The following is an 18,991-nucleotide window of genomic DNA, read 5'->3' on the forward strand; positions in this document are numbered from 1 at the left end:
GTCCTCGCCGGTGATCGCGACGTCACCGGCACGGTCGGTGCGCGCGACGGACACCCCCGAGCGCTCGAGCCGGTCCACCAGCTCCGGGCTCGGGTGCCGGTAGGTGTTGCCGTTGCCGACGCTGATCAGCGCGGCCCGTGGCCGGACCGTGTCCAGCCACCGCAGCACGACCTTGCGGGAGCCGTGGTGCGGGAGCTTGAGCACGTCGGCCCGCAGGTCGCTGCCGGAGGCGAGCAGGTCGTCCTGCGCGGCGAGCTCGATGTCACCGGTGAGCAGCACCGACCCGGCCGGGGTGCTCGCCCGCATCACGAGCGAGCCGTCGTTGACCGCGGTGCCGTCCTCGCCGTCGACCGACGCGATCGGGTGCACCGGCCCGAGCACGTCGAGCCGCAGGCCCGGCCAGCCCAGCGCCACGCCCCGGGACAGCTCGACGACCGGGACGGCGGCGCGTCCGGCGACCGCGGTGAGCTGTCGCAGCCCGGAGGCCGGTTCCCGGACGGGGCCGACGGCGATCCCGCCGGCTGCGCGGCCGCGCAGCGCCCCGGCGAGGCCGTCGTCGTGGTCGGAGTGCAGGTGGGTGATCACGACGAGATCGAGGACCCGGACGCCGAGCCGGTCCAGGCAGGAACCGATCGCGTCGTCGGTGGGACCGGTGTCGACCAGGACCGCGTGCCCGGGCGGACCGGTGGCGAGCACGAGCGCGTCGCCCTGACCGACGTCGCAGGCGACCACCCGCCAGCCCGGCGGCGGCCAGCCCGGCGGGACGAACCGGGTCGGGACCAGCACGATCAGCAGCCCGACGAGCAGCGCCACCAGCAGCGCCCGCAGCCGTGGCACCCGGCCCATCGCGAGCAGGCCCAACAGCAGCGCGCCCAGGAGCAACGCCCCGCCGGTCCCGGCGGGCCAGGGCACCGTCGCGCCGGGTACGGCCGCGGCCCGGTCCCCGACCAGCACCAGCCAGTGCACGAACGGCCCGGCGAGCCAGGCACAGAGCCAGGCCGCCCCGGGACTGACCGCGGAGACCACCGCGCCGAGCACCCCGAGCACCGTCGCCGGTGCCACGGCGGGCGCGGCGAGCAGGTTCGCGACGATCGTGACCAGCCCGACGTGCCCGTTCAGCCCGGCGATCAGCGGGGCGGTGGCGACGGCCGCCGCCACCGGCACAACGAGCGCCTCGGCCGGTCCGGACGGCAGGCCGCGCGCCGTCAGGGCCGCCGTCCAGCCGGGGCCGAGGAGTACCAGGGCTCCGGTCGCGACCACCGACAGCGCGAACCCGGCGTCCACGGCGAGCGCCGGGTCGTACAGCAGCAGGCCGAGCACGGCCGACGCCAGGGCGGGCACCGCCGACCGCGCGCGACCGGCGGCGAGGGCCGCCAGGACCACGGCGCCCATCACGGCCGCCCCCTGCACCGACGGGGAGGGCCGGGCCAGCACCACGAAGCCGACGAGTGCGAGCAGGGCGGCCGCCGCGGCGAACCGGGGATCGGCCCGGAACAGGCGCAGCAGGAGCAGCACTGCCCCGGTGACGATCGCGACGTTCGCACCGGAGACCGCCGTGAGGTGGGCGAGACCGGCGGTGCGGAAGTCCTGCTCCGTCTCGGGCAGCTGGGCGCGGACGTCCCCGACCGCCAGGCCCGGCAGGAGCCCGGCCGGTGCCTCGGGCAGCGCCCGGCCTGCGGCGTCGCGCAGTCCGTCGCGCAGCGATCCGGCCGCCGTCTGCCACCACGGCGGAGCCGTGACGTCGCCCGGCGATCCGCGCGCCCGCAGCACCGCCGTCGTCAGGTCGGGGCGCTGTGCCGGAGCCAGCAGCCCGGCGGCGGAGGCCTCCTGCCCGGGCAGGAGGTCGCTCCAGGTGTCGGCCGGTGCCAGCAGCAGGATCCGGCCGCCGGTGTCCCAGGTGTCGTCCCCCGCGGTGGCGGACAGCAGCTCGGCCGGTACCAGCGCGGTGGCACGGGCGGACCCTGCCTCGTCGCCGCCGACGGTGCTGCGCAGGACGCGCGGATCGTCGGTGAGGCGGACCCGCACCTCCGCGGCGGCGCCCCGGTCGGCGTGCGCACGCAGTGGATGAGCAGCGAGGGCCGAGGCGTGCCCGGTCACCAGCACCGCGGCGACGAGCGCGCACCCACCGGCCGCCACGACCGTCGAGCCGGACGCCGCGGCGCGGGCGCTGATCCGGGAGCGGAGGAGCGCCGTGAGCACCGCGGCGGCGGCCAGGAGGGCGGCCGTGATCCCGCCCGGTGGCCCTCCGAGCAGGCCGGCCAGCACAGCGCCCCAGGTGGCGAGTGCCGCGGGGACGAGCCGGAGGTCCGGGGGCGCGGGACACTCCCCGGCGTCGTCGTGGGTGGCGGCGGAACGGTCCGCTGCGGTCCTCACACCGTCACCAGCGCCTGGAGCTGCGAGAACCGGCGCTCGCCGATGCCGTCGACCTCGCGGAGCTGCTCGATCCGGCTGAACCGCCCGTTCGCCGACCGCCAGTCGATGATCTTCTTCGCGGTGACCGGGCCGACGCCGGGCAGCGCGTCGAGATCGGCGGCGGTGGCAGTGTTGAGGTCCACCGTGCGGCTCCCGGGATCGCCACCGGGCTCGCCGCCGGAGACGGGCTCCCCGCCGGGTGCGGGCAGCACCGGGGCGCCGTCGGCGGCGGGCGGGACGCCGATCGCGATCTGCTCGCCGTCGCCGACCCGGCGGGCCAGGTTCAGGGCGGCGAGATCGGTGCCGGGCAGCGCTCCCCCGGCGGCGTCGACGGCGTCGGCGACACGGGCGCCGTCCGGGACCCGGACCAGGCCCGGGCGCAGCACCTTTCCGACGACGCTGACCACCAGCGGCCCTGCGGTCACCGGTGCGGCGGCGACCGGGTCCCCCGGTGCCGCAGGTGGCGCAGCTGTCGCCGGTGGCGCGGCCACCTCGGGGAGCCCGGCGACCGGCTGCGCGGTGGGCCGGTTCGACCACACGCCGATCCCGGCCACGACGGCTCCGACGAGCACGACCGCGAGGAGGGCGAGCGCACCGGGCCTGCCGGGATCGACCCGGGCTCCGGCCAGCGACGACGGCAGCCACCGCTGCGCCGTCCGGCGCCACCAGGACGGTCGACCACCGTGTGGTGGGCCGTCCTCCGTGGTGGGGCCGGTGGCAGCGGGACCCGCCGGGAACCGGGCGAGCGGATGGTCCCCGTCGCCGTCGGTCCGCTGCGGATCCGGGTGGAGCCCGCGCGGCTCACCGGGCCACCACCCCGGTGGCGGGTGCCCCGTGCCCGGGTCGGGCGGGGCCGGCAGCGGCACCGTCGGCGGATCGAGCGGGTGCCGCCCGGTGACCGGTCCCACCGCGCGCGGACGACCGCCCAGCCCGGCGAGCCGCCGGGATGCGTCACGGGAGGCGTTCGTCGTGGTCACGCCTCCGACGCTAGGAGCGGATCGACCCGCCGCACCCACGATCCGCGGGGCTGTGGACGGCCGGCCAGGTTGGGGACGACCGGGCCCGCACGGCGCCCGGCGGGCCGTGACCGTCGGTGCAGCGTGCTAGGACTCCGCGGGGACCACCACGACCCCGACCAGACCGGGACCGGCGTGCGCCCCGATCACCGCACCGACCTCGGACACGTGGAACTCGGCCGCGTCGGGCAGCTGTTCGCGCAGCCGGTCGGCGATGTCCTCGGCCCGTTCCTCGGCTCCCAGGTGGTGCACGGCCAGCCGGGCCCCGGGCCCGCCGGACGCCCCGACGGCGAGCGCGACCAGCCGGTCGGTGGCCCGCGACGTCGTCCGGACCTTCTCCAGCGGGGCGATCCGGCCCTCGGCGAGGTGCAGCAGCGGCTTCACCGACAGCGCCGCCCCGAGCAGCGCGGACGCCGCCCCGATCCGCCCGCCACGGCGCAGCCGCTCCAGGTCCTGCACCCCGAACAGCACCCGGCAGCGGGCGCTCACGGCCGTCGCGGCGGCCTCGGCCGCGATCCCGTCGGCACCGGCGCAGGCGGCGTCGGCGGCGGCGAGCACGGCGAACCCGAGGCCCATCGCGATCGCCCGGGAGTCGACGACCCGAATCCGGTCCGGGGCGATCTCGTCGGCCGCGACCCGGGCGGCGTCCCAGGTGCCGGACAGCTCGCGGGACAGGTGCACCGACACGATCTCGCGGGCCCCGGCGTCGAGGAGCTCCCGGTAGAGCTCGGCGAACGCGGCCGGTGCGGGCCGTGAGGTCTGCACCGTGAGGTTCCGGTCGGCGAGTGCGGTGATCAGCTCGGCCGGGGTGACGTCGACGCCGTCGCGGGCGGTCCGCTCCCCCATCCGCACCTCGAGCGGCACGACGTGCACCCCGCGCCGGTCGGCCGCCCCGGGCGGCAGGTAGGCGGTGGAGTCGGTGACCACGGCGACCGGGGAGCTGGGCACGGCCGGACCCTACCGGTGGCCGGCCGGTCCTGATCACCGGAACAGCGGGGCCAGCGCCTCCTGTGCCGCGAGGTAGCGCCCGTGCGCGTCGTCGAGCCGGCCCCGCACGCGCGGATCGGGGACGAACTCGCGGTCCACGCGCACCATCCGCCCGGCCAGCTCCCCCACCGACCCCGCCGCACCGACGGCCAGCCCCGCCAGCATCGCGGCGCCGAGGACGCCGGCGTCGCGCTCGGCGGTGCGGCGCAGCGGGCGGTCCAGGACGTCGGCCTTGACCTGGCACCAGAGGTCGCTGCCGGCGCCGCCACCGCAGGCGGCGAGCGTCGTGGCGGGCCGCCCGGCGGCCGCCTCCAGCGGGGCGAGGACGTGCCGTGCGGCGTGCGCGACCCCCTCCAGCACCGCGCGGGCAAGCTCGGCGCGTCCGGTGCCGAAGGTCGCGCCGAGCCAGTGGCCGCGCAGCTCCGGGTCCCACAGGGGGGCGCGCTCGCCGGCGAGCTGCGGCAGGAACAGCACCCCGCCGCTCCCCGGACCCGCCTGCCCCGCGAGCTCCAGCGTCTCCGGGACCCCGGCGCCGAGAGCGGCGGACGCCCAGGTCAGCGCGTCGCCGCCGGCCTGCGTCGGTCCGGCGTGCACGTGGAGCCCGCGCCAGGTGGGGAAGGTGACGATGCCGGGCGCGCCGCCACCTGGCCGCGCGGCCATCGCGAGCACCTCGGAGGTCCCCGCGACGTCGACGGCGTCACCCGGCTCGGCGACACCGCCGCCGAGCAGCGCGGACCAGGCGTCCATCGTCCCGACGGCGACGGGCAGCCCGGCCGGCAGGCCACCGGCGCCGGTGGTCTCCCCGGCGACCGACGCCGGGTCCGCGAGCGGCGGCAGCATCCCCGTCAGCCCGGGGGCGAGGAGGTCCAGCCCGTCCGGGTAGGTTCCGTCCGGCCCGACCGCGCCGATCGACGACAGCGGGTCGGCGACCGCGGCGCCGGTGAGCCGGAGCAGCAGCCAGTCCTTCGGGGCCAGCAGACGCTCGGCCCGGGACCACACGTCCGGGCGGTGCCCGGCGAGCCAGGCCGCGCGGGCGGCGGGGTGCGAGGCGTCGACGGTGCCCAGGCCACCGCGTACCCGGGCCCGCTCCTCGGGGTCGAGCCGGTCGCCGAGGGCCGCGGCGACGGCGGCACACCGGCCGTCCTGCCAGGTGATCGCCGGGTGCACGGGGATGCCGTCGGCACCGGTGAACAGGTGCGTGTTGACCTGCGCGCAGAGCCCGACGGCGGTGAGGTCCCGCAGCGCGCCGGCCGCCCGGAGGTCGGCGACGGCACCGGTCAGGCCGTCCCACCAGTCCGCCGGATCCTGCTCGGCGTGCCCGGGGGCGGGGCGGCGGGTGACGTGCCGACGGCTCGCGGCGGCGACCCGGACACCGTCCGCGGTGAACACCGCGGCCTTGACCGACGTCGTGCCGAGGTCGATCCCGAGCAGCGTCACGGCTGCTCGGACCGGACCGGCAGACGTCGTCCCAGCTCGTCGGCCAGCGCCGTACCGACCGCCCGGTGCCCGGCCCAGCCCCAGTGCATGCCGTCGGGGTTGCCGTGCCCGCCGAGGACGTGATCGCCGACGAGCGCTGCCGTGTCCAGCAGGGTGACGCCGGGTGCGCGGGCCGCCCACGCCCGCATCGCCGTCTCGGTGGCGGCGCGGTGCGGGTGGACCCGGCCGTAGTCGGCGGCGCGGTGCACCGACGGGAGCAGCGCGACCACCGGCAGCCCCGGCCGCAGCGCGTGCACCGCGGAGCGGCACCGCTCCAGGTAGGACGCGGTCAGCCGGGCCGGGAGCGTGGCGGGACCGCCACCGGGGAGCTCCGCGAGGAGCGGCGCCAGCACCGGCTGCGCCCGCCGGTAGCCGTCCCGGACCACGCGGCGAAGCGGTGCCGGGCGCAGGGCCGGGATCAGCTCCCGCAGCGCCGTCGGCAGCGGCGAGGGCAGCGAGTCCATCCCGGACACCCCCAGCACGACGGCGTCCACGTGCGGCAGCACCGCCCACACCCGCGGGTCGCCGCTGACCGCCGACCACGCGTGCCGCGCCGTCCACCCGGCACGGGCGACGAGCTCCGCGCGCCCACCGAGGCGGGCCGCGGCGAGGTTGGGCCACAACCGCGGCTCGTCCGCCGGGTAGGGCCGCTCGGGACCGTGGAAGGCCAGCGAGTCCGCGACGACCAGCAGGTCAGGCACCGATATTGTATCCCGAGAGCCGCCAGCGCGGGTGGTCGGCGCGGCGGGCGACGACGGACCACTTCGCGTTGCCCATCCCGCCGATCACCGGCCACGCCGACTCGGGCAGGTCCAGCAGGCCGCAGACCATCCCGGCGATCATGCCGCCGTGCGCGACGAGCAGGACGGACCGCTCCTCGGGGTCGTCGGCGTACGCGGCGTCGAGCTCGGCGACGACCGGCAGCGAGCGGTTGACGACGTCGACGCGGGACTCGCCGCCGGGCGGTGTCCACCGCGGATCGGACCGCCACGCGGCGATCGCGCCCGGGTCGTCGGCCTCGATCTCGGCGACGGTCCGGCCCTGCCAGTCGCCCAGGTGCGTCTCGCGGAGCCGCTTGTCCACCGACAGCGGCAGCCCGGTCGCCCCGGCGACGGCGGTCGCGGTGTCGTGCGCGCGGCTCAGGTCCGAGGTCACGATCCGGTCGAACGGGATCCCGGCCAGCAGCGGCGCGGCCGCAGCGGCCTGGGCACGGCCCTCGTCGGTGAGCCGGGTGTCGAGATGACCCTGCATGCGGCCACCGGCGTTGTACTCGGTCTGGCCGTGCCGGAGCAGGGTGATCCGGCGCAGCGTCATCCGGCGCCGTCCTCGTCGGTCCCGCTGCTCGCGTCCGACGGCACCGCGTGCGGCACCTCGATCGTCGGGCAGTCCTTCCACAGCCGGTCCAGGCCGTAGAAGCCGCGCTGCTCGTTGTGCATCACGTGCACGACGATGTCGGTGAAGTCGAGGAGGATCCAGCCGTTGTCGGCGTCGCCCTCGCGGCGGGTGGGCTTGCTGCCGCGCTCCCGCAGCTTCTCCTCGACCGCCTCCACGATCGCCTGGACCTGACGCTCGTTCTGCGCCGACGCCAGCACGAAGCAGTCGGTGATCACCAGCTGGTCGGACACGTCGAGGGCGACGATGTCGACGGCCTTCTTGTCCGCCGCGGCGGCCGCCGCCACCTTCGTCAGCTCGATCGCCTCCGGTGATGCCGTCACTGCGCCTCACGTCTCCCGGGTGTTCGTGTCGCGGACGGACTCGTCCGACGGTCCCCCAGTGTGTCAGCCGGTCCCGCGGGGGTTGGGCGCCGGGCACCTCACGGGATAGGTTGCGGTGATCACGGTGGAGAAGTCGAAGGAGACTCCCCATGGCCCTGGCCCCCGATCTCGAGGGCACGCAGTGCGAGCCGGTCAACGTCGCGTGGGCGCGTGACGACGTGCTCCTCTACGCGCTCGCCGTGGGCGCCGGCGCCGAGTAGCCGCTGGCCGAGCTGTCGCTGACCACGGAGAACACCGACGGTGTGCGCACCGTGGTGCTGCCGTCGTTCGCCGAGACCCTCACCCGCAAGGCCGTCGTCGATCTCGGGGGTATCGACCACTCCCGTCTCGTGCACGCCGAGCAGTCGTTCCGGCTGGCCGCCCCGCTGCCCGTCGAGGGCCGGGCCCGGGTCACCGCGACGGTCACCGAGGTCCTCGACAAGGGGTCGGGTGCGCTCGTCCGCACCCGCGCCGACGCGGTCGACGCCGAGACCGGGGCTCCGCTCGCGTCGGCCGTGAAGTCGGTGTTCGTCGGGGGCGAGGGCGGGTTCGGCGGGTCCCGCGGCGCGGCGGCCGCGCCGTCCCCGATCCCAGACCGGGCACCCGACGACCGGGTGACCTACCGGACCTCGCCCGGCCAGGCGCTGCTCTACCGGCTGACCGGGGACCGCAACCCGCTGCACTCCGATCCGGCCTTCGCCGCCCGGGGCGGCTTCGACCGGCCGATCCTGCACGGCATGTGCACGTACGGCTTCACCGCGCGGGCGCTCGTCGAGACCGCCTGCGACGGCGACGCGACCCGGCTCGCCGCCATGGACGCGCGGTTCACCAGGCCCGTGCTGCCCGGCCAGGTGCTGACGGTCTCCGTCTGGAGCACGGCCGCCGGGCCGGTGTTCCGGACCGCCGTCGACGGCGAGGTGGTGCTCGACCGCGGGTCGGCCGAGCTCACCGGCTGATCCGGGCTCAGGAGGCGACGGCGGCGATCCGCGCCGGCGCCGGGTCGCCCGGGTAGTCGCTCCCGCCGCGGTAGGCGAGCTCGGCGAGCGCGTCGAGCGCCGCGAGCTGCGGGTAGCGGCGGTCCGGGTCGCCGCGGTGCGGCCACCGGTGGTCGAGCTCCCGGAACGCGACGGCCCGGTGCCGGGTCGTCGCGAGGTAGCGCGGGTTGTCGCGGACGAACCGGCCGTAGGCGTGGCGCAGCTCGTCGTGGTGCGGGAGCTCGGTACGGACGAAGCGGTCGACGTCGGCGGCGATCTCGTGCACGTGCTCCCCGCACAGCTGCACCACGAACGGCACCACCCACGGCTCGTGCACGCAGAACAGCTCCCGCACGGCGCGCTGCCGGACGCCCGCGTTCTCGCTGCGCGACATCCAGGCCGCGACGACGGCCTGCCGGCGCGGGCTGAACCGGGCGACGAAGCCGGGCGGGGGCCACGGGAAGGACACCCGGTACGGGATCTGGACCGGGTCGCCGTCGACGTGCACGTCGTGGTCGGCGACACCACCGCCGGTGTCCTGCACGAGCTGCGCGGACACCGCGCCCCACGGGGCGAGTGCGTGCATCGCGACGTGCGCGTCCCGGCGGACCGGCTGCGGGACCGCCCGCAGCAGCAGCCCGGCGAGCGCCGGGGTCGGGACGTCGATCACGGCTCCACGGTAGCCCGATCAGCCCAGTTCGGCGTGACCGACGGTGCATCATCGCCCTCTGCGATCACCTGTTCGGCGCAGAGTGAAGGATGCGTGTCCGCGGGGCGGTAGCGTCCCGGCGCGTGACGGCACCGGAACCGAACGCGGAGCAGTGGCGGGCCTGGAGCGGCAGCGGCGGGGACTTCTGGGCCGCCCACGCCGACCTGTTCGAGGCGGGCGTCGCCGGTTACCGGGACGCGTTCCGGTCCGCGACCGCGGTCCGGCCCGGCGAGCGGGTGCTCGACGTCGGCTGCGGCGCCGGGACCACGACCCTCGACGCCGCGTCCGCCGCCGCCCCGGACGGGCACGCGCACGGTGTCGACATGTCCGCGGCGATGCTGGCGATCGCCCGCGACCGCGCCGCCGCGTCCGGGCTGCCGGCGACCTTCGCCGTCGCCGACGCCCAGACCGAGGAGCTCGGCGACGGCGCGTTCGACGTCGTGGGCAGCCGCAACGGCGTCATGTTCTTCGGCGACCCGGAGGCCGCCTTCGCGAACCTGCACCGCGCGCTGGCCCCGGGCGGGCGGATCGTGCTGCAGGTGTGGCAGCCGCTCGCCGAGCAGGAGTGGTTGTGGGCGGTGCACGGCGCCCTGCGGCTGCCCGATCCGCCACCGGACGGAGCGAGCCCGCTCTCCCTCGGCGACCCGGACCGGTGCCGCGACCTGCTGACCGGGGCCGGCTTCACCGGCGTCCGGCTCGACGACGTGCGGGCCCCGATGTGGTTCGGCTCCGACGTCGAGCAGGCCGCGGCGTTCCACCTGGGACGGGTGGCCGACGCGCTCGCCGCACGCGCCGCGACCGACCGGCAGGACGCGGAGGACGCGCTGCGGGGGGTGCTCGCCGAGCACGCGGGCCCCGGGGGCGTCGCCTTCCGGTCGGCCGCGTGGCTGGTGCGGGCCACCCGCCCCTGATCTCCGGCCTCAGCGGTACTCGACGGTCTCCACGGTGTGGGCCTCGATGCGCTCCCAGTCGTAGGTGACACCCAGGCCGTGTCCCTCCGGCACCGGGACGCAGCCGTCGGCGTCGACCGCGGCGAGGCCGTCGCGGTAGTCGTCGGCGTAGACCAGCTGGCTGCGGCCGATCTCGCTCGACTTCGGGTGCACGAACGACATCTCGTAGTAGTTCGTGTTCCGCAACGACGCCATGAGCTGGCGCTGGGCGGGCCCGGGGGGGGTGTGCAGCTCGACGTCCAGGCCGAGACCCTCGGTGGCGTGCGCGATCTTCAGCGCTCCGGTGATGCCGCCGTCGTACTCGGCGTCGGCGCGCACGAAGTCGGTGCCGCCGCCGACGACGAAGTCGACGTGCTGCTCCAGCCCGCGCACGTGCTCGGTCTGCAGCAGCGGCGTCCGGATCAGCTCCCGCAGCCGCTTGTGCCCGAAGATCGAGATCCCGGTGTCCTTGTACGGGTCCTCGAGCCAGAGGAAGTTCGCCTCGTCGCAGGCCCGGCCGACCTGGACGGCGTGCGCGAACGTCTCCAGCTTGCAGCCCGGGTCGAGCATGAGGTCCATGTCCGGCCCGACGGCCTCGCGCACACGCGCGATCGTCTCGACGACCTCGGAGACCTCGTAGACGTCCCAGACGTGCAGCTTGTAGGCCTTGTAGCCCAGCTCCTTGCACTGCACGGCGAAGTCCGCGTAGGCGGCGGGCGAGTCGAGGCCGCCGTTGCGGTCACCGGCGGCGGTCGAGGCGTACGCGGGGACGCGGGTCTTCCAGCCACCGAGCAGCGTGCGGATCGACGCGCCGTGCGCCCGGCCCGCGAGGTCCCACAGCGCGATGTCGACGAAGCCCATGCCCATCTTGTCGAACTTGCGGAGCTGACGCTTCACGTCGTTGTAGATGAGCTCGCGCTGCAGCGGGTCCTTGCCGATCAGGTAGTCGCCGAACATCGCGACCTGCGCGACGGCGACCGAGTTGCCGCCGACGTAGCCGCCGACGACGCCGTCGTCGGTGTAGATCCGGATCGCGTAGGCGCTGGTGGGCTTGCGGCTGCCCGGCTCGTAGACCAGCGAGAAGCCGGTCGGGTGCTTGGCGAAGTCGACCATGTCGAACTTCGCCTTGTCGATGCGGATCCGCTCGATCTTCACGCGGCGCCCCCGCCGTTGCGGGCCGCGTCGAGGTGCGCCTTCGCGGCCTGCTCGAGGTGCACCACGCCGCAGGCGACGCTGGCGTAGGAGAAGCCCTGGGCCAGCCGCCGGGCGGCGGTGGCGCCGTCCGGGCAGTGGATGCCGCAGGCGATGCCGGCCGCGTTCGCGGCGGCCAGGATCGCGGTCAGGGCCTCCTCGAACCGCTCGTCCAGGTCCGGGTCGGTGGAGGTCTTCCCGCCGAGCGCGAGCCGCAGGTCCGACGGCCCGACGTAGAGCCCGTCGACCCCGGGGACGGCGGCGATGTCCTTGACGTTCGCCAGGCCGTCCGGGGTCTCGATCATCACCAGGCAGGCGACCTCGTCGTCGGCGACGGCGGGCGTCGGGCCGACCCGCAGCTGCGCCCGCATCGGGCCGTAGCTGCGCCGCCCGACCGGCGGGTACCGGGTGGCGGCGACGGCGGACTCGGCGTCGGCGACGGTGTCGACCATCGGGACGATCACACCGCGGGCACCGGTGTCGAGCGCCTGCCCGATCCAGAACGCGTCGTTGGCCTGCACCCGCACCATGCTCGCGACGCCGAACGTGTCGACGGCGGTGATCGTCGACAGCACGGCGCGCGAGTCGACGAGCCCGTGCTGGGCGTCGATGCAGACGTAGTCGTAGCCGGTGCGGGCGATCCGCTCGGTGCCGACCGGGTTGTCCAGCACCACCCAGTAGCCGATGGTCTTCTCCCCGGAGCGCAGCCGGGCGGCGAAACCGTTGGTCATGACAGGTCCCCTCAGCGGTTGTAGGCGGGCACCGGCCCGCGCAGGTCGGCCCAGACGGCGTCGCAGGCCGTGACGACGTCGTCCGGGAGCGGGCCGCGCTCGGCGGCGGCCACGTTGGCGTGCAGCTGCTCGACCTTCGACGCGCCGACCAGGATCGCGCCGACGCTCTCCCGGCCGACCAGCCAGCGCAGCGCCAGCTCGGGCAGGGGAAGACCGGCGTCGGCGGCGGCCCGGGACAGCGCCTCGACGGCCCGGAACAGGCCCTCGTTCCAGTAGCGGTCGCGGTACATCGTCGCCAGCCCGGACGAGCCGAACCGGCCGTCCGACGGCGGCGCGTCGAACGAGTGCCGCCCGGACAGCAGGCCGCCGCCCAGCGGGTTGTAGACGATGTCGAACAGGCCCGCGGTCCGGGAGAACTCGACGTACTCCTCGTCGATCCGACGGGCGAGCAGGTTGTAGAGCGGCTGGGAGAACACCGGCTGCGGGGCACCCGCCGCGATCGCGGCGTGCCGCAGCTCGGCGATCTGCCAGGCCGCGAAGTTGGAGACGCCGAGCGCGCCGATCGTGCCGGCGTCGGCGAGCTCGGCGACGGTCTCCAGGGTCTCCGCGATCGGCGTCGCGCGGTCGGGCTGGTGCAGGTAGTAGACGTCGAGCTTCTCGACGCCGAGCCGGGTGAGCGAGCCCTCGACGCAGGCGTGGATCGCCTTGCGCGACAGCGGCGGCGCCCCACCGGCGTCGGGGTGCGGGATACTGACCTTGCTCGCGACGTCGAACCGGCCGGGCCGGGACCGCAGCAGCTCGCCGAGGATCGGCTCGCAGCGGGACCCGGCGTAGCCGTTCGCCGTGTCGATCATGGTGATGCCGGCCTCGGCGGCCGCGTCCAGCATCGCGGCGGCACCGTCCCGGTCGACGGTGTCGCCGATGTTCATCGTGCCCAGCACCAGGCGGGACACCGCCAGGCCGGTGCCGGGTACCTCGGTCGTCTGCATGTGTTCGGTCTCCTCAGCCGACGGGGTGGGCGGGCCGCTCGCCGCGGAGCACCCGGGTGATGTCCGCGACGACCATCGAGCCCATCGCAGCGTTGGCGTCGTCGCTCGCGGCCCCCACGTGCGGGGTGAGGACGACGTTCGGCGCGGTGAGCAGGGGGCTCCCGGCCGGCGGTTCGACGGCGAACGCGTCCACGCCCGCCCCGGCCAGGTGGCCGTCGTGCAGGGCCGCGGCGAGGGCGGCCTCGTCGACCAGGTCGCCGCGGGCGGTGTTGACGAGATAGGAGCCGGGCCGCATGGCGGCGAGCTCGGGGGCACCGATGAGCGGGGTGCCGGAGCCGCCGGGCAGGTGCAGGGTGACGGCGTCGGCGCGGGCCAGGCACTCGGTGAGGCCGAGCAGCGGGACGCCGTCGGCCTCGGTGCCGGGCAGGAAGGGGTCGTGCGCGACGACCTCCATGTCGAACCCGGACGCGCGCCGGGCCACCGCCCGTCCGATCCGGCCGAACCCGACCACCGCGAGGGTGCGTCCGGCGAGCTCCGGGCCGAAGAAGCGCTCCCAGCGGCCGGCCGCGGTCGAGGCGTGCGCCTGCGGGATCCGGCGGGCCAGCGAGAGCAGCAGCGCGAACGCGAGGTCGGCGACCGCCCCGGTGTTCGCACCCGGGGTGTTGACGACGGTCACGCCCCGGGCGGCGGCGGCCGCGACGTCGAGGTTGTCGACGCCGACGCCGTGCTTGGCCAGCACGCGCAGCCCGTCCGCGGCGTCGAGCACCTCGGCGGTCACCTCGTCGAGGCCGACGATCGCGGCGTCGACGCCGGGCATCAGCGCGGCCAGCTCGGCGGCGGGCAGCGGGTGCCGGTCGGTGCGGACGACCGGCTCCAGCCCGGCGTCCTTCAGCGCCGTCCAGGGAGCGTCGGAGCGCGCGCCGAAGCTCGGGGTCGTGATCAGCACACGGGGCCGGGGGTTCACTGCGGTCATCCTCCGAAGTCCACGCCGAACGTGTCGAGCAGGGAGTACACGGCCAGCGCCGTCACCGCGAGGCTGGACAGCGCCAGCGCGACGGTGAGCAGCGGGTTCGACCGGAACCGCCGGTCGACCTCGGTCGTACGCAGGTACCAGACGGCGACGACGACCGCGAGCAGGAACACCCCGCCGGCCACCCCGCCGATCTGGACCATCAGCACCGGCGACTGCACCGCGAGGTAACCCAGCGCCCAGACCGGGGGCATGGTCATCGTGAGGATGCGGATCCACTTCTCGCGGGCGGCCCGGTCCCGCCAGTCCAGCACACCGAGCAGCGACAGGGTGTGCGTCCAGAGCCGCGGGACGCTGGCGGTAGAGGCGACGAACGTCGAGAACAGCACCGCGACGGCGCCGACAAGGAAGGCGTACATCGCCCACTCGCCGAGCGTGTCGGTGTACATCCGGGAGAGCGTCGTGATCATCTCGTTGCCGGACGGGACGAGCCCCTGGAGGTGCAGCACGGACGCGCCGATCAGGTAGAACGACAGCGTGCAGACCGTGCACACCAGCCAGGATACGAACACGTCGAGCCGCATGACCTTGAGCCAGCCCTCGGCGCGGCGGGCGCGCTCCTCGGTGCCGTCCTCCGGGCCGGTCCAGCGGGCGTAGCCCTTCTCGATGCACCAGTACGAGTAGGTGGTCATCTCGTCGGCGCCGACGCCGGTAATGCCGAACATCGCGATCGCGAAGCCGAGCGTGCCGGCCGGGATGAGGAACTCGAAGCCGAGTGCGAGGTCGTCGCCGCCGTACCCGAACGGGGTGAGCGGCAGGCCCAGCGCCAGCCCGACGGTGGCGACGGTGAACAGCAGGACCGCGACGAAGCAGACCTTCTCGACCACGCCGTAGCGGTTGGTGCGGAGCAGGAACAGCACGCTCGCGACGGTGATCACGGTCCAGGTGAGCAGCGACGGGAACGACAGCGGCTCGCCGACGATCGGCCAGAGGATGCTCAGCGCCGCGACGGCGCCGCCGATGGTCCCGCCGCGCTGGAGGATCTTCGCGCCGTCCATCAGGATCCACAGCACGTTGATCCAGCTGATCCGGCCGATCCGCGGCGGGACCTGCGCGTAGCCCTCCAGGGCGGGCTTGCCGGAGAGGATCGCCCAGCGGGCGAGCTCCATCTGCACCCAGACCTTGACCGCGGTGCTGGCGACGACCAGCCACAGCAGGACGAACCCGGCCTTCGCGCCGAGCGCGGTGGTGGTGATGAGCTCACCGGACCCGACGACCGCGGCGGACAGGATCAGTCCGGGGCCGAGGTGGCGCAGGCGGCCGCCGAAGGTGGTCGGCGGGGGGCGGACGTCGGCCGGGTCCAGCGCGTACGGGTCGGGCGAGCCGGTCCGTGCGGCGCGACCCGCCGTGTCGTCGGTCGTCGTCATCGACATCCCGTTCTGGTCCGTGGTGAGGCCGGGGAACCGGCCGCCGGGGTGATCGGTCGGCGCGACGGCGACGGGCAGAACATGACACATTCTGCGCGCTTCGCGCAATACTGTCGATCCAGATCGCGATTCGTTGCTTGTTCTGCGCAGAAATGCTCGCGCAGAACGCGCGTTTGCTGCATGATGTGCACGACCGGCGCACCGCCGGTTCCCGCGACGACGACGCCCGAGGGAGGTGCTCGACATGACCGCCACGCCCGTGCTCGTGCTCGCCGACGACCTCTCCGGCGCCGCCGAGACGGCCGCCGTGCTCGCCGTACCCGGCGAGCCGGCCACGATCCTGCTCGCCCCGGGCGCCGACCTGCCCGCGACCGGGCTGACCGTCGTCGACCTGCACTGCCGCACCGCCGCACCCGCCGTCGCCGCCGACCGCACGCGCCGCGTCCTCGACGCCGCGCCGGCCGGCACGCGGACCTTCCTGAAGATCGACTCGCTGCTGCGGGGGAACGTCGCCGCGGGGATCGGGGCGCTCGCCGGGCGGGGACCGGTCGTCGTCGCCGCGGCCCTGCCGGGCGCCGGGCGCACGGTCTCGAGCGGGGTCGTCCACCTCGACGGGGTCCCGCTGCACCGCACCGACGCCTGGCGGATGGAACCGCACCCCGCGCCGGACGACCTGCACGTCGCCACCGGCCGGCCGGACGCCGTCGTGCTGGGCGTCGCCGAGCTGCGCCGCGACCCGCACGCCGCACTGGCGGCGGCCCTCGCGCGCGGCCCGGTCGTGCTCTGCGACGCCGATACCGACGACGACCTGGACCTCGTCGCCGCCGCGGCCACGGCGGCCGGGGTCGCGACCGCGGGCTCCGGCGGATTCGCCGCGGCACTCGGCCCTGCCACCGGGCGTCCCGGGCTCGGCACCGGGGACGCCCCGGACGGCGCGCCGCGGCCGGTGCTGGCCGTCGTCGGGTCGGCGGAGCCGGTCGCCGCCCGGCAGGTCGCCCGCCTGCTCGACGACGGCGCCGTCGAGATCCGGCTGCGCCCCGGTGACCCGGTGCCGGACGGCCCCGCGGGACCGGGCGTCACCGTGCTGCGGCCGGACCCGGACCTGCGCGGCGACCCCGCCGCCGTCGCCGGCGCGCTGTCGCGGGCCGCGACGGCGCTGGCCGGCGGGCCGGACGGCCCGCACCTCGTCCTCACCGGCGGCGAGACCGCCCGCCGGGTGCTCGACGCGCTGGGCACCGACCGGCTCGTCCCGCTCGGCCAGGTCGCGCACGGCGCGGTCCGCAGCGCCGCCGCGGGCGGGCGGCAGGTCGTCACCCGGCCCGGCAGCTTCGGCGACGACGACTCGCTGGCCGCGATGGCCACCGCCGTCGCCCCACCCACCGGTCCGACCCAGGACCCTCCGCACCGCACCGAACGATCGGAAGGCAGCCGCATGACCGCCACCGTCTCCCCGCAGGTCCCCGCCGGGGCCGGCGCACCACTCCCGACCGTCGCCGTCACCATGGGCGACGCCGCCGGGATCGGCCCCGAGGTGATCGTCCCGGCCCTCGTGCACCCGGACGTCCTCGGCCGCTGCCGTCCCGTCGTGATCGGCGACGCGGACCGGCTGCGCCGGGCCGCGACCGTCCTGGGCCACCCGGCCGAGATCGTCGCCGTCGACGACGTGGAGAGCGCCGCGCCCGGACCGGACCGGGTCTGCGTGCTGCAGGTCGGCGAGCTGCCCGCGGACCTGCCGTGGGGCACCGTCTCCGCGGCCGCCGGTGAGGGCGCCTACCGCTACGTCGAGGCCGCGGCCGCGCTCGCCGTCGCCGGGCGGGTGCAGGCGATCTGCACCGCGCCGCTGAACAAGGAGGCGCTGCACGCCGCCGGCCACCGCTTCCCCGGTCACACCGAGCTGCTCGCGCACCTGACCGGCACCGAGGAGGTGTCGATGATGCTGTCGACGCCGACGGTGAAGGTCGTGCACGTGACCACGCACATCGGACTGATCGACGCCGTCGCGCGGATCGAGCCGGGCCTGGTCGAGCGCACCGTCCGGCGTGGACACGAGGCGCTGGTGCGGTCCGGTGTGGAGGCCCCCCGGATCGGCGTCTGCGGGATCAACCCGCACGCCGGGGAGAACGGCCTGTTCGGCTACGGCGAGGAGGCCGAGAAGATCGTCCCCGCGCTGGAGGTGCTGCGCGCCGACGGGATCGACGCCCGCGGCCCGCTGCCGGCCGACACCGCGTTCTTCCTGGCCGGGCGGGGCGACTACGACCTGATCGTCGCGATGTACCACGACCAGGGCCACGGCCCGGTCAAGGTGCTCGGCATCGAGAACGGCGTCAACCTGACCGTCGGGCTGCCGGTCATCCGGACCTCGGTCGACCACGGGACCGCGTTCGACATCGCCGGCACCGGCAAGGCCGACGCCGGGTCGATGGTCGAGGCACTGCGGCAGGCCGTGGAGCTCGCCGCCCGACCGGTAGCGTGACGCCATGCCGCCCCGCGGATCACGTGCCCGCCGGGACGAGATCGTCCGGCTCGCGACGACGAGTGGCCTCGCCAGCGTCGAGGAGCTCTCGCACGCCTTCGACGTCACCGCGTCCACGATCCGGCGCGACCTCGCCCAGCTGACCGCCGAGGGCCGGCTGGCCCGCACCTACGGCGGCGCGATGGCGCTGTCCGCGCACCCCGAGACGTCGCTGCGGCAGCGGATCGGGGAGGCGTTCGGCGCCAAGCGCGCGATCGCACGGTCGGCGGCGGCGCTGGTGCGGCCCGGCGAGACCGTGCTGCTCGACGCCGGTTCCACCGTCGGGGCGCTCGCCCACGAGCTGCGTGCGGTACCCGGGATCACCGTGGTGACCACCGGGCTGACCGCGCTCGGGGAGCTGTCCGACGCCGAGGGCGTCACCGTGCACTGTCTCGGCGGCACGCTGCGCCCGGTGAGCCAGGGCTTCGTCGGCCCGCTCGCCGAGGCCGCACTGGAGCACCTGAGCTTCGACCGGGCGTTCCTCGGGGCCGACGGCGTGACCACCGACGGCGGGCTCTGCGAGGCCGAGCTGGCCCAGACCCGGCTCAAGGAGCTGATGGCGCGCCGTGCCTCGGCGGTCTACGTGCTCGCGCACGCGGACAAGCTGGGGCACAGGCCGTTCCACGCCTGGGCCCGGCTCGAACCGGGCTGGACGCTGATCACCGACCCGGCCGCCGACACGGCCCAGCTGGCCGCGCTGCGCGGCTCCGGGGTGACGGTGACGGTCGCCGACACGACCGACGGCGTCGCCTGACCTGCTGCGCGTTTCGCGCGAACCGATCGATCACTCTCACCCACGCTCACCTGGCGTGCCCACATGTGCGCGCAATGCGCGTTCCAAATCCGGTCTTGCGCACATCGCGCACACAGTGCGAGCGTAGGACCCGCTGGGCCCGGTGGTCTCCCACCGCGCC

16 protein-coding genes and 1 pseudogene are annotated in these 18,991 nt (G+C 75.8%); 4 read left to right on the forward strand and 13 right to left on the reverse strand.

The window, feature by feature from the left end; translation table 11 throughout:
* Positions 1-153: 153 nt before the first annotated feature.
* The 7 genes and pseudogenes from Ae150APs1_RS34550 to rsfS all read right to left on the reverse strand — a co-directional run.
* Positions 154-2,373 (reverse strand): annotated as a pseudogene (locus tag Ae150APs1_RS34550) (ComEC/Rec2 family competence protein); the annotation flags it as partial.
* Positions 2,370-3,389 carry a helix-hairpin-helix domain-containing protein gene (locus Ae150APs1_RS07550; protein WP_249266254.1) on the reverse strand — a complete coding sequence of 340 codons (1,020 nt, stop codon included), beginning with the start codon at positions 3,387-3,389 and terminating at the stop codon, positions 2,370-2,372. The gene Ae150APs1_RS07550 and the pseudogene Ae150APs1_RS34550, both read right to left, overlap by 4 nt.
* A 126-nt stretch (positions 3,390-3,515) precedes the next feature.
* On the reverse strand, positions 3,516-4,376 hold the full coding sequence (locus tag Ae150APs1_RS07555; protein WP_060575273.1) for a DegV family protein: 861 nt from the start codon (positions 4,374-4,376) through the stop codon (positions 3,516-3,518).
* 33 nt (positions 4,377-4,409) lie between these two features.
* Entirely contained in the window at positions 4,410-5,852 is a 1,443-nt protein-coding gene (locus Ae150APs1_RS07560) for an FGGY-family carbohydrate kinase (RefSeq protein ID WP_075296624.1), read from the reverse strand.
* Positions 5,849-6,592 carry a diglucosylglycerate octanoyltransferase gene (gene octT, locus Ae150APs1_RS31045; protein ID WP_139316829.1) on the reverse strand — a complete coding sequence of 248 codons (744 nt, stop codon included), beginning with the start codon at positions 6,590-6,592 and terminating at the stop codon, positions 5,849-5,851. The genes Ae150APs1_RS07560 and octT overlap by 4 nt, the downstream gene beginning before the upstream one ends.
* Positions 6,585-7,205 carry a histidine phosphatase family protein gene (locus Ae150APs1_RS07570; RefSeq protein ID WP_010231474.1) on the reverse strand — a complete coding sequence of 207 codons (621 nt, stop codon included), beginning with the start codon at positions 7,203-7,205 and terminating at the stop codon, positions 6,585-6,587. Before Ae150APs1_RS07570 ends, octT begins: the two co-directional genes overlap by 8 nt.
* On the reverse strand, positions 7,202-7,606 hold the full coding sequence (gene rsfS, locus Ae150APs1_RS07575) for a ribosome silencing factor (RefSeq protein WP_010231471.1): 405 nt from the start codon (positions 7,604-7,606) through the stop codon (positions 7,202-7,204). The genes Ae150APs1_RS07570 and rsfS overlap by 4 nt, the downstream gene beginning before the upstream one ends.
* Before the next feature lie 302 nt (positions 7,607-7,908).
* Between rsfS and Ae150APs1_RS07580 the strand changes: the two genes are divergently transcribed.
* Positions 7,909-8,601 (forward strand): MaoC family dehydratase, encoded by a 693-nt coding sequence (locus Ae150APs1_RS07580; protein WP_249266255.1) that lies wholly within the window; start codon positions 7,909-7,911, stop codon positions 8,599-8,601.
* 7 nt (positions 8,602-8,608) lie between these two features.
* Here Ae150APs1_RS07580 and Ae150APs1_RS07585 read toward each other — a convergent pair whose 3' ends face one another.
* The gene (locus Ae150APs1_RS07585) at positions 8,609-9,289 is read right to left on the reverse strand and encodes a hypothetical protein (protein WP_075296628.1); all 681 of its coding nucleotides are present in this window, start codon (positions 9,287-9,289) and stop codon (positions 8,609-8,611) included.
* A gap of 122 nt (positions 9,290-9,411) precedes the next feature.
* On the opposite strand from Ae150APs1_RS07585, the gene Ae150APs1_RS07590 reads away from it, so the two are divergent.
* Positions 9,412-10,239, forward strand: coding sequence for a methyltransferase domain-containing protein (locus Ae150APs1_RS07590; protein ID WP_249266256.1), 828 nt, complete (start codon positions 9,412-9,414; stop codon positions 10,237-10,239).
* A gap of 9 nt (positions 10,240-10,248) precedes the next feature.
* Here the strand turns inward: Ae150APs1_RS07590 and Ae150APs1_RS07595 are convergent, their stop codons facing one another.
* From Ae150APs1_RS07595 to Ae150APs1_RS07615, 5 genes are read right to left on the reverse strand one after another with little or no spacing between them, the layout of a single operon-like run.
* Complete coding sequence (locus Ae150APs1_RS07595) at positions 10,249-11,412, reverse strand: enolase C-terminal domain-like protein (RefSeq protein WP_139317618.1); 1,164 nt, start codon at positions 11,410-11,412, stop codon at positions 10,249-10,251.
* Entirely contained in the window at positions 11,409-12,179 is a 771-nt protein-coding gene (locus Ae150APs1_RS07600; RefSeq protein WP_075296632.1) for an aldolase/citrate lyase family protein, read from the reverse strand. The genes Ae150APs1_RS07595 and Ae150APs1_RS07600 overlap by 4 nt, the downstream gene beginning before the upstream one ends.
* A gap of 11 nt (positions 12,180-12,190) precedes the next feature.
* Positions 12,191-13,168 (reverse strand): aldo/keto reductase, encoded by a 978-nt coding sequence (locus Ae150APs1_RS07605; RefSeq protein WP_075296634.1) that lies wholly within the window; start codon positions 13,166-13,168, stop codon positions 12,191-12,193.
* Positions 13,169-13,181: 13 nt separating this feature from the next.
* Entirely contained in the window at positions 13,182-14,141 is a 960-nt protein-coding gene (locus Ae150APs1_RS07610; RefSeq protein ID WP_033199700.1) for a phosphoglycerate dehydrogenase, read from the reverse strand.
* A complete protein-coding gene (locus Ae150APs1_RS07615; protein ID WP_249266257.1) occupies positions 14,138-15,565 on the reverse strand; it encodes an Nramp family divalent metal transporter in 1,428 nt (475 codons plus the stop codon). Before Ae150APs1_RS07615 ends, Ae150APs1_RS07610 begins: the two co-directional genes overlap by 4 nt.
* Positions 15,566-15,809: 244 nt before the next feature.
* On the opposite strand from Ae150APs1_RS07615, the gene pdxA reads away from it, so the two are divergent.
* Positions 15,810-18,038, forward strand: a complete 2,229-nt coding sequence (gene pdxA, locus Ae150APs1_RS07620) for a 4-hydroxythreonine-4-phosphate dehydrogenase PdxA (RefSeq protein ID WP_075301811.1) — start codon at positions 15,810-15,812, stop codon at positions 18,036-18,038.
* Positions 18,039-18,042: 4 nt separating this feature from the next.
* Complete coding sequence (locus Ae150APs1_RS07625) at positions 18,043-18,831, forward strand: DeoR/GlpR family DNA-binding transcription regulator (RefSeq protein ID WP_075296636.1); 789 nt, start codon at positions 18,043-18,045, stop codon at positions 18,829-18,831.
* Positions 18,832-18,991 lie beyond the last annotated feature (160 nt).

It is taken from the genome of Pseudonocardia sp. Ae150A_Ps1, from assembly GCF_001932315.1.
Classification (GTDB): Bacteria; Actinomycetota; Actinomycetes; order Mycobacteriales; family Pseudonocardiaceae; genus Pseudonocardia.

What these genes read in the sequence shown, in the direction of transcription:
- Ae150APs1_RS07570 (WP_010231474.1), bottom strand. Translation starts at nt 7,205, where the DNA reads ATGACGCTGCGCCGGATCACCCTGCTCCGGCACGGCCAGACCGAGTAC.
- Ae150APs1_RS07615 (WP_249266257.1), bottom strand. Translation starts at nt 15,565, where the DNA reads ATGACGACGACCGACGACACGGCGGGTCGCGCCGCACGGACCGGCTCG.
- Ae150APs1_RS07600 (WP_075296632.1), bottom strand. Translation starts at nt 12,179, where the DNA reads ATGACCAACGGTTTCGCCGCCCGGCTGCGCTCCGGGGAGAAGACCATC.
- Ae150APs1_RS07610 (WP_033199700.1), bottom strand. Translation starts at nt 14,141, where the DNA reads ATGACCGCAGTGAACCCCCGGCCCCGTGTGCTGATCACGACCCCGAGC.
- Ae150APs1_RS07605 (WP_075296634.1), bottom strand. Translation starts at nt 13,168, where the DNA reads ATGCAGACGACCGAGGTACCCGGCACCGGCCTGGCGGTGTCCCGCCTG.
- Ae150APs1_RS07625 (WP_075296636.1), top strand. Translation starts at nt 18,043, where the DNA reads ATGCCGCCCCGCGGATCACGTGCCCGCCGGGACGAGATCGTCCGGCTC.
- pdxA (WP_075301811.1), top strand. Translation starts at nt 15,810, where the DNA reads ATGACCGCCACGCCCGTGCTCGTGCTCGCCGACGACCTCTCCGGCGCC.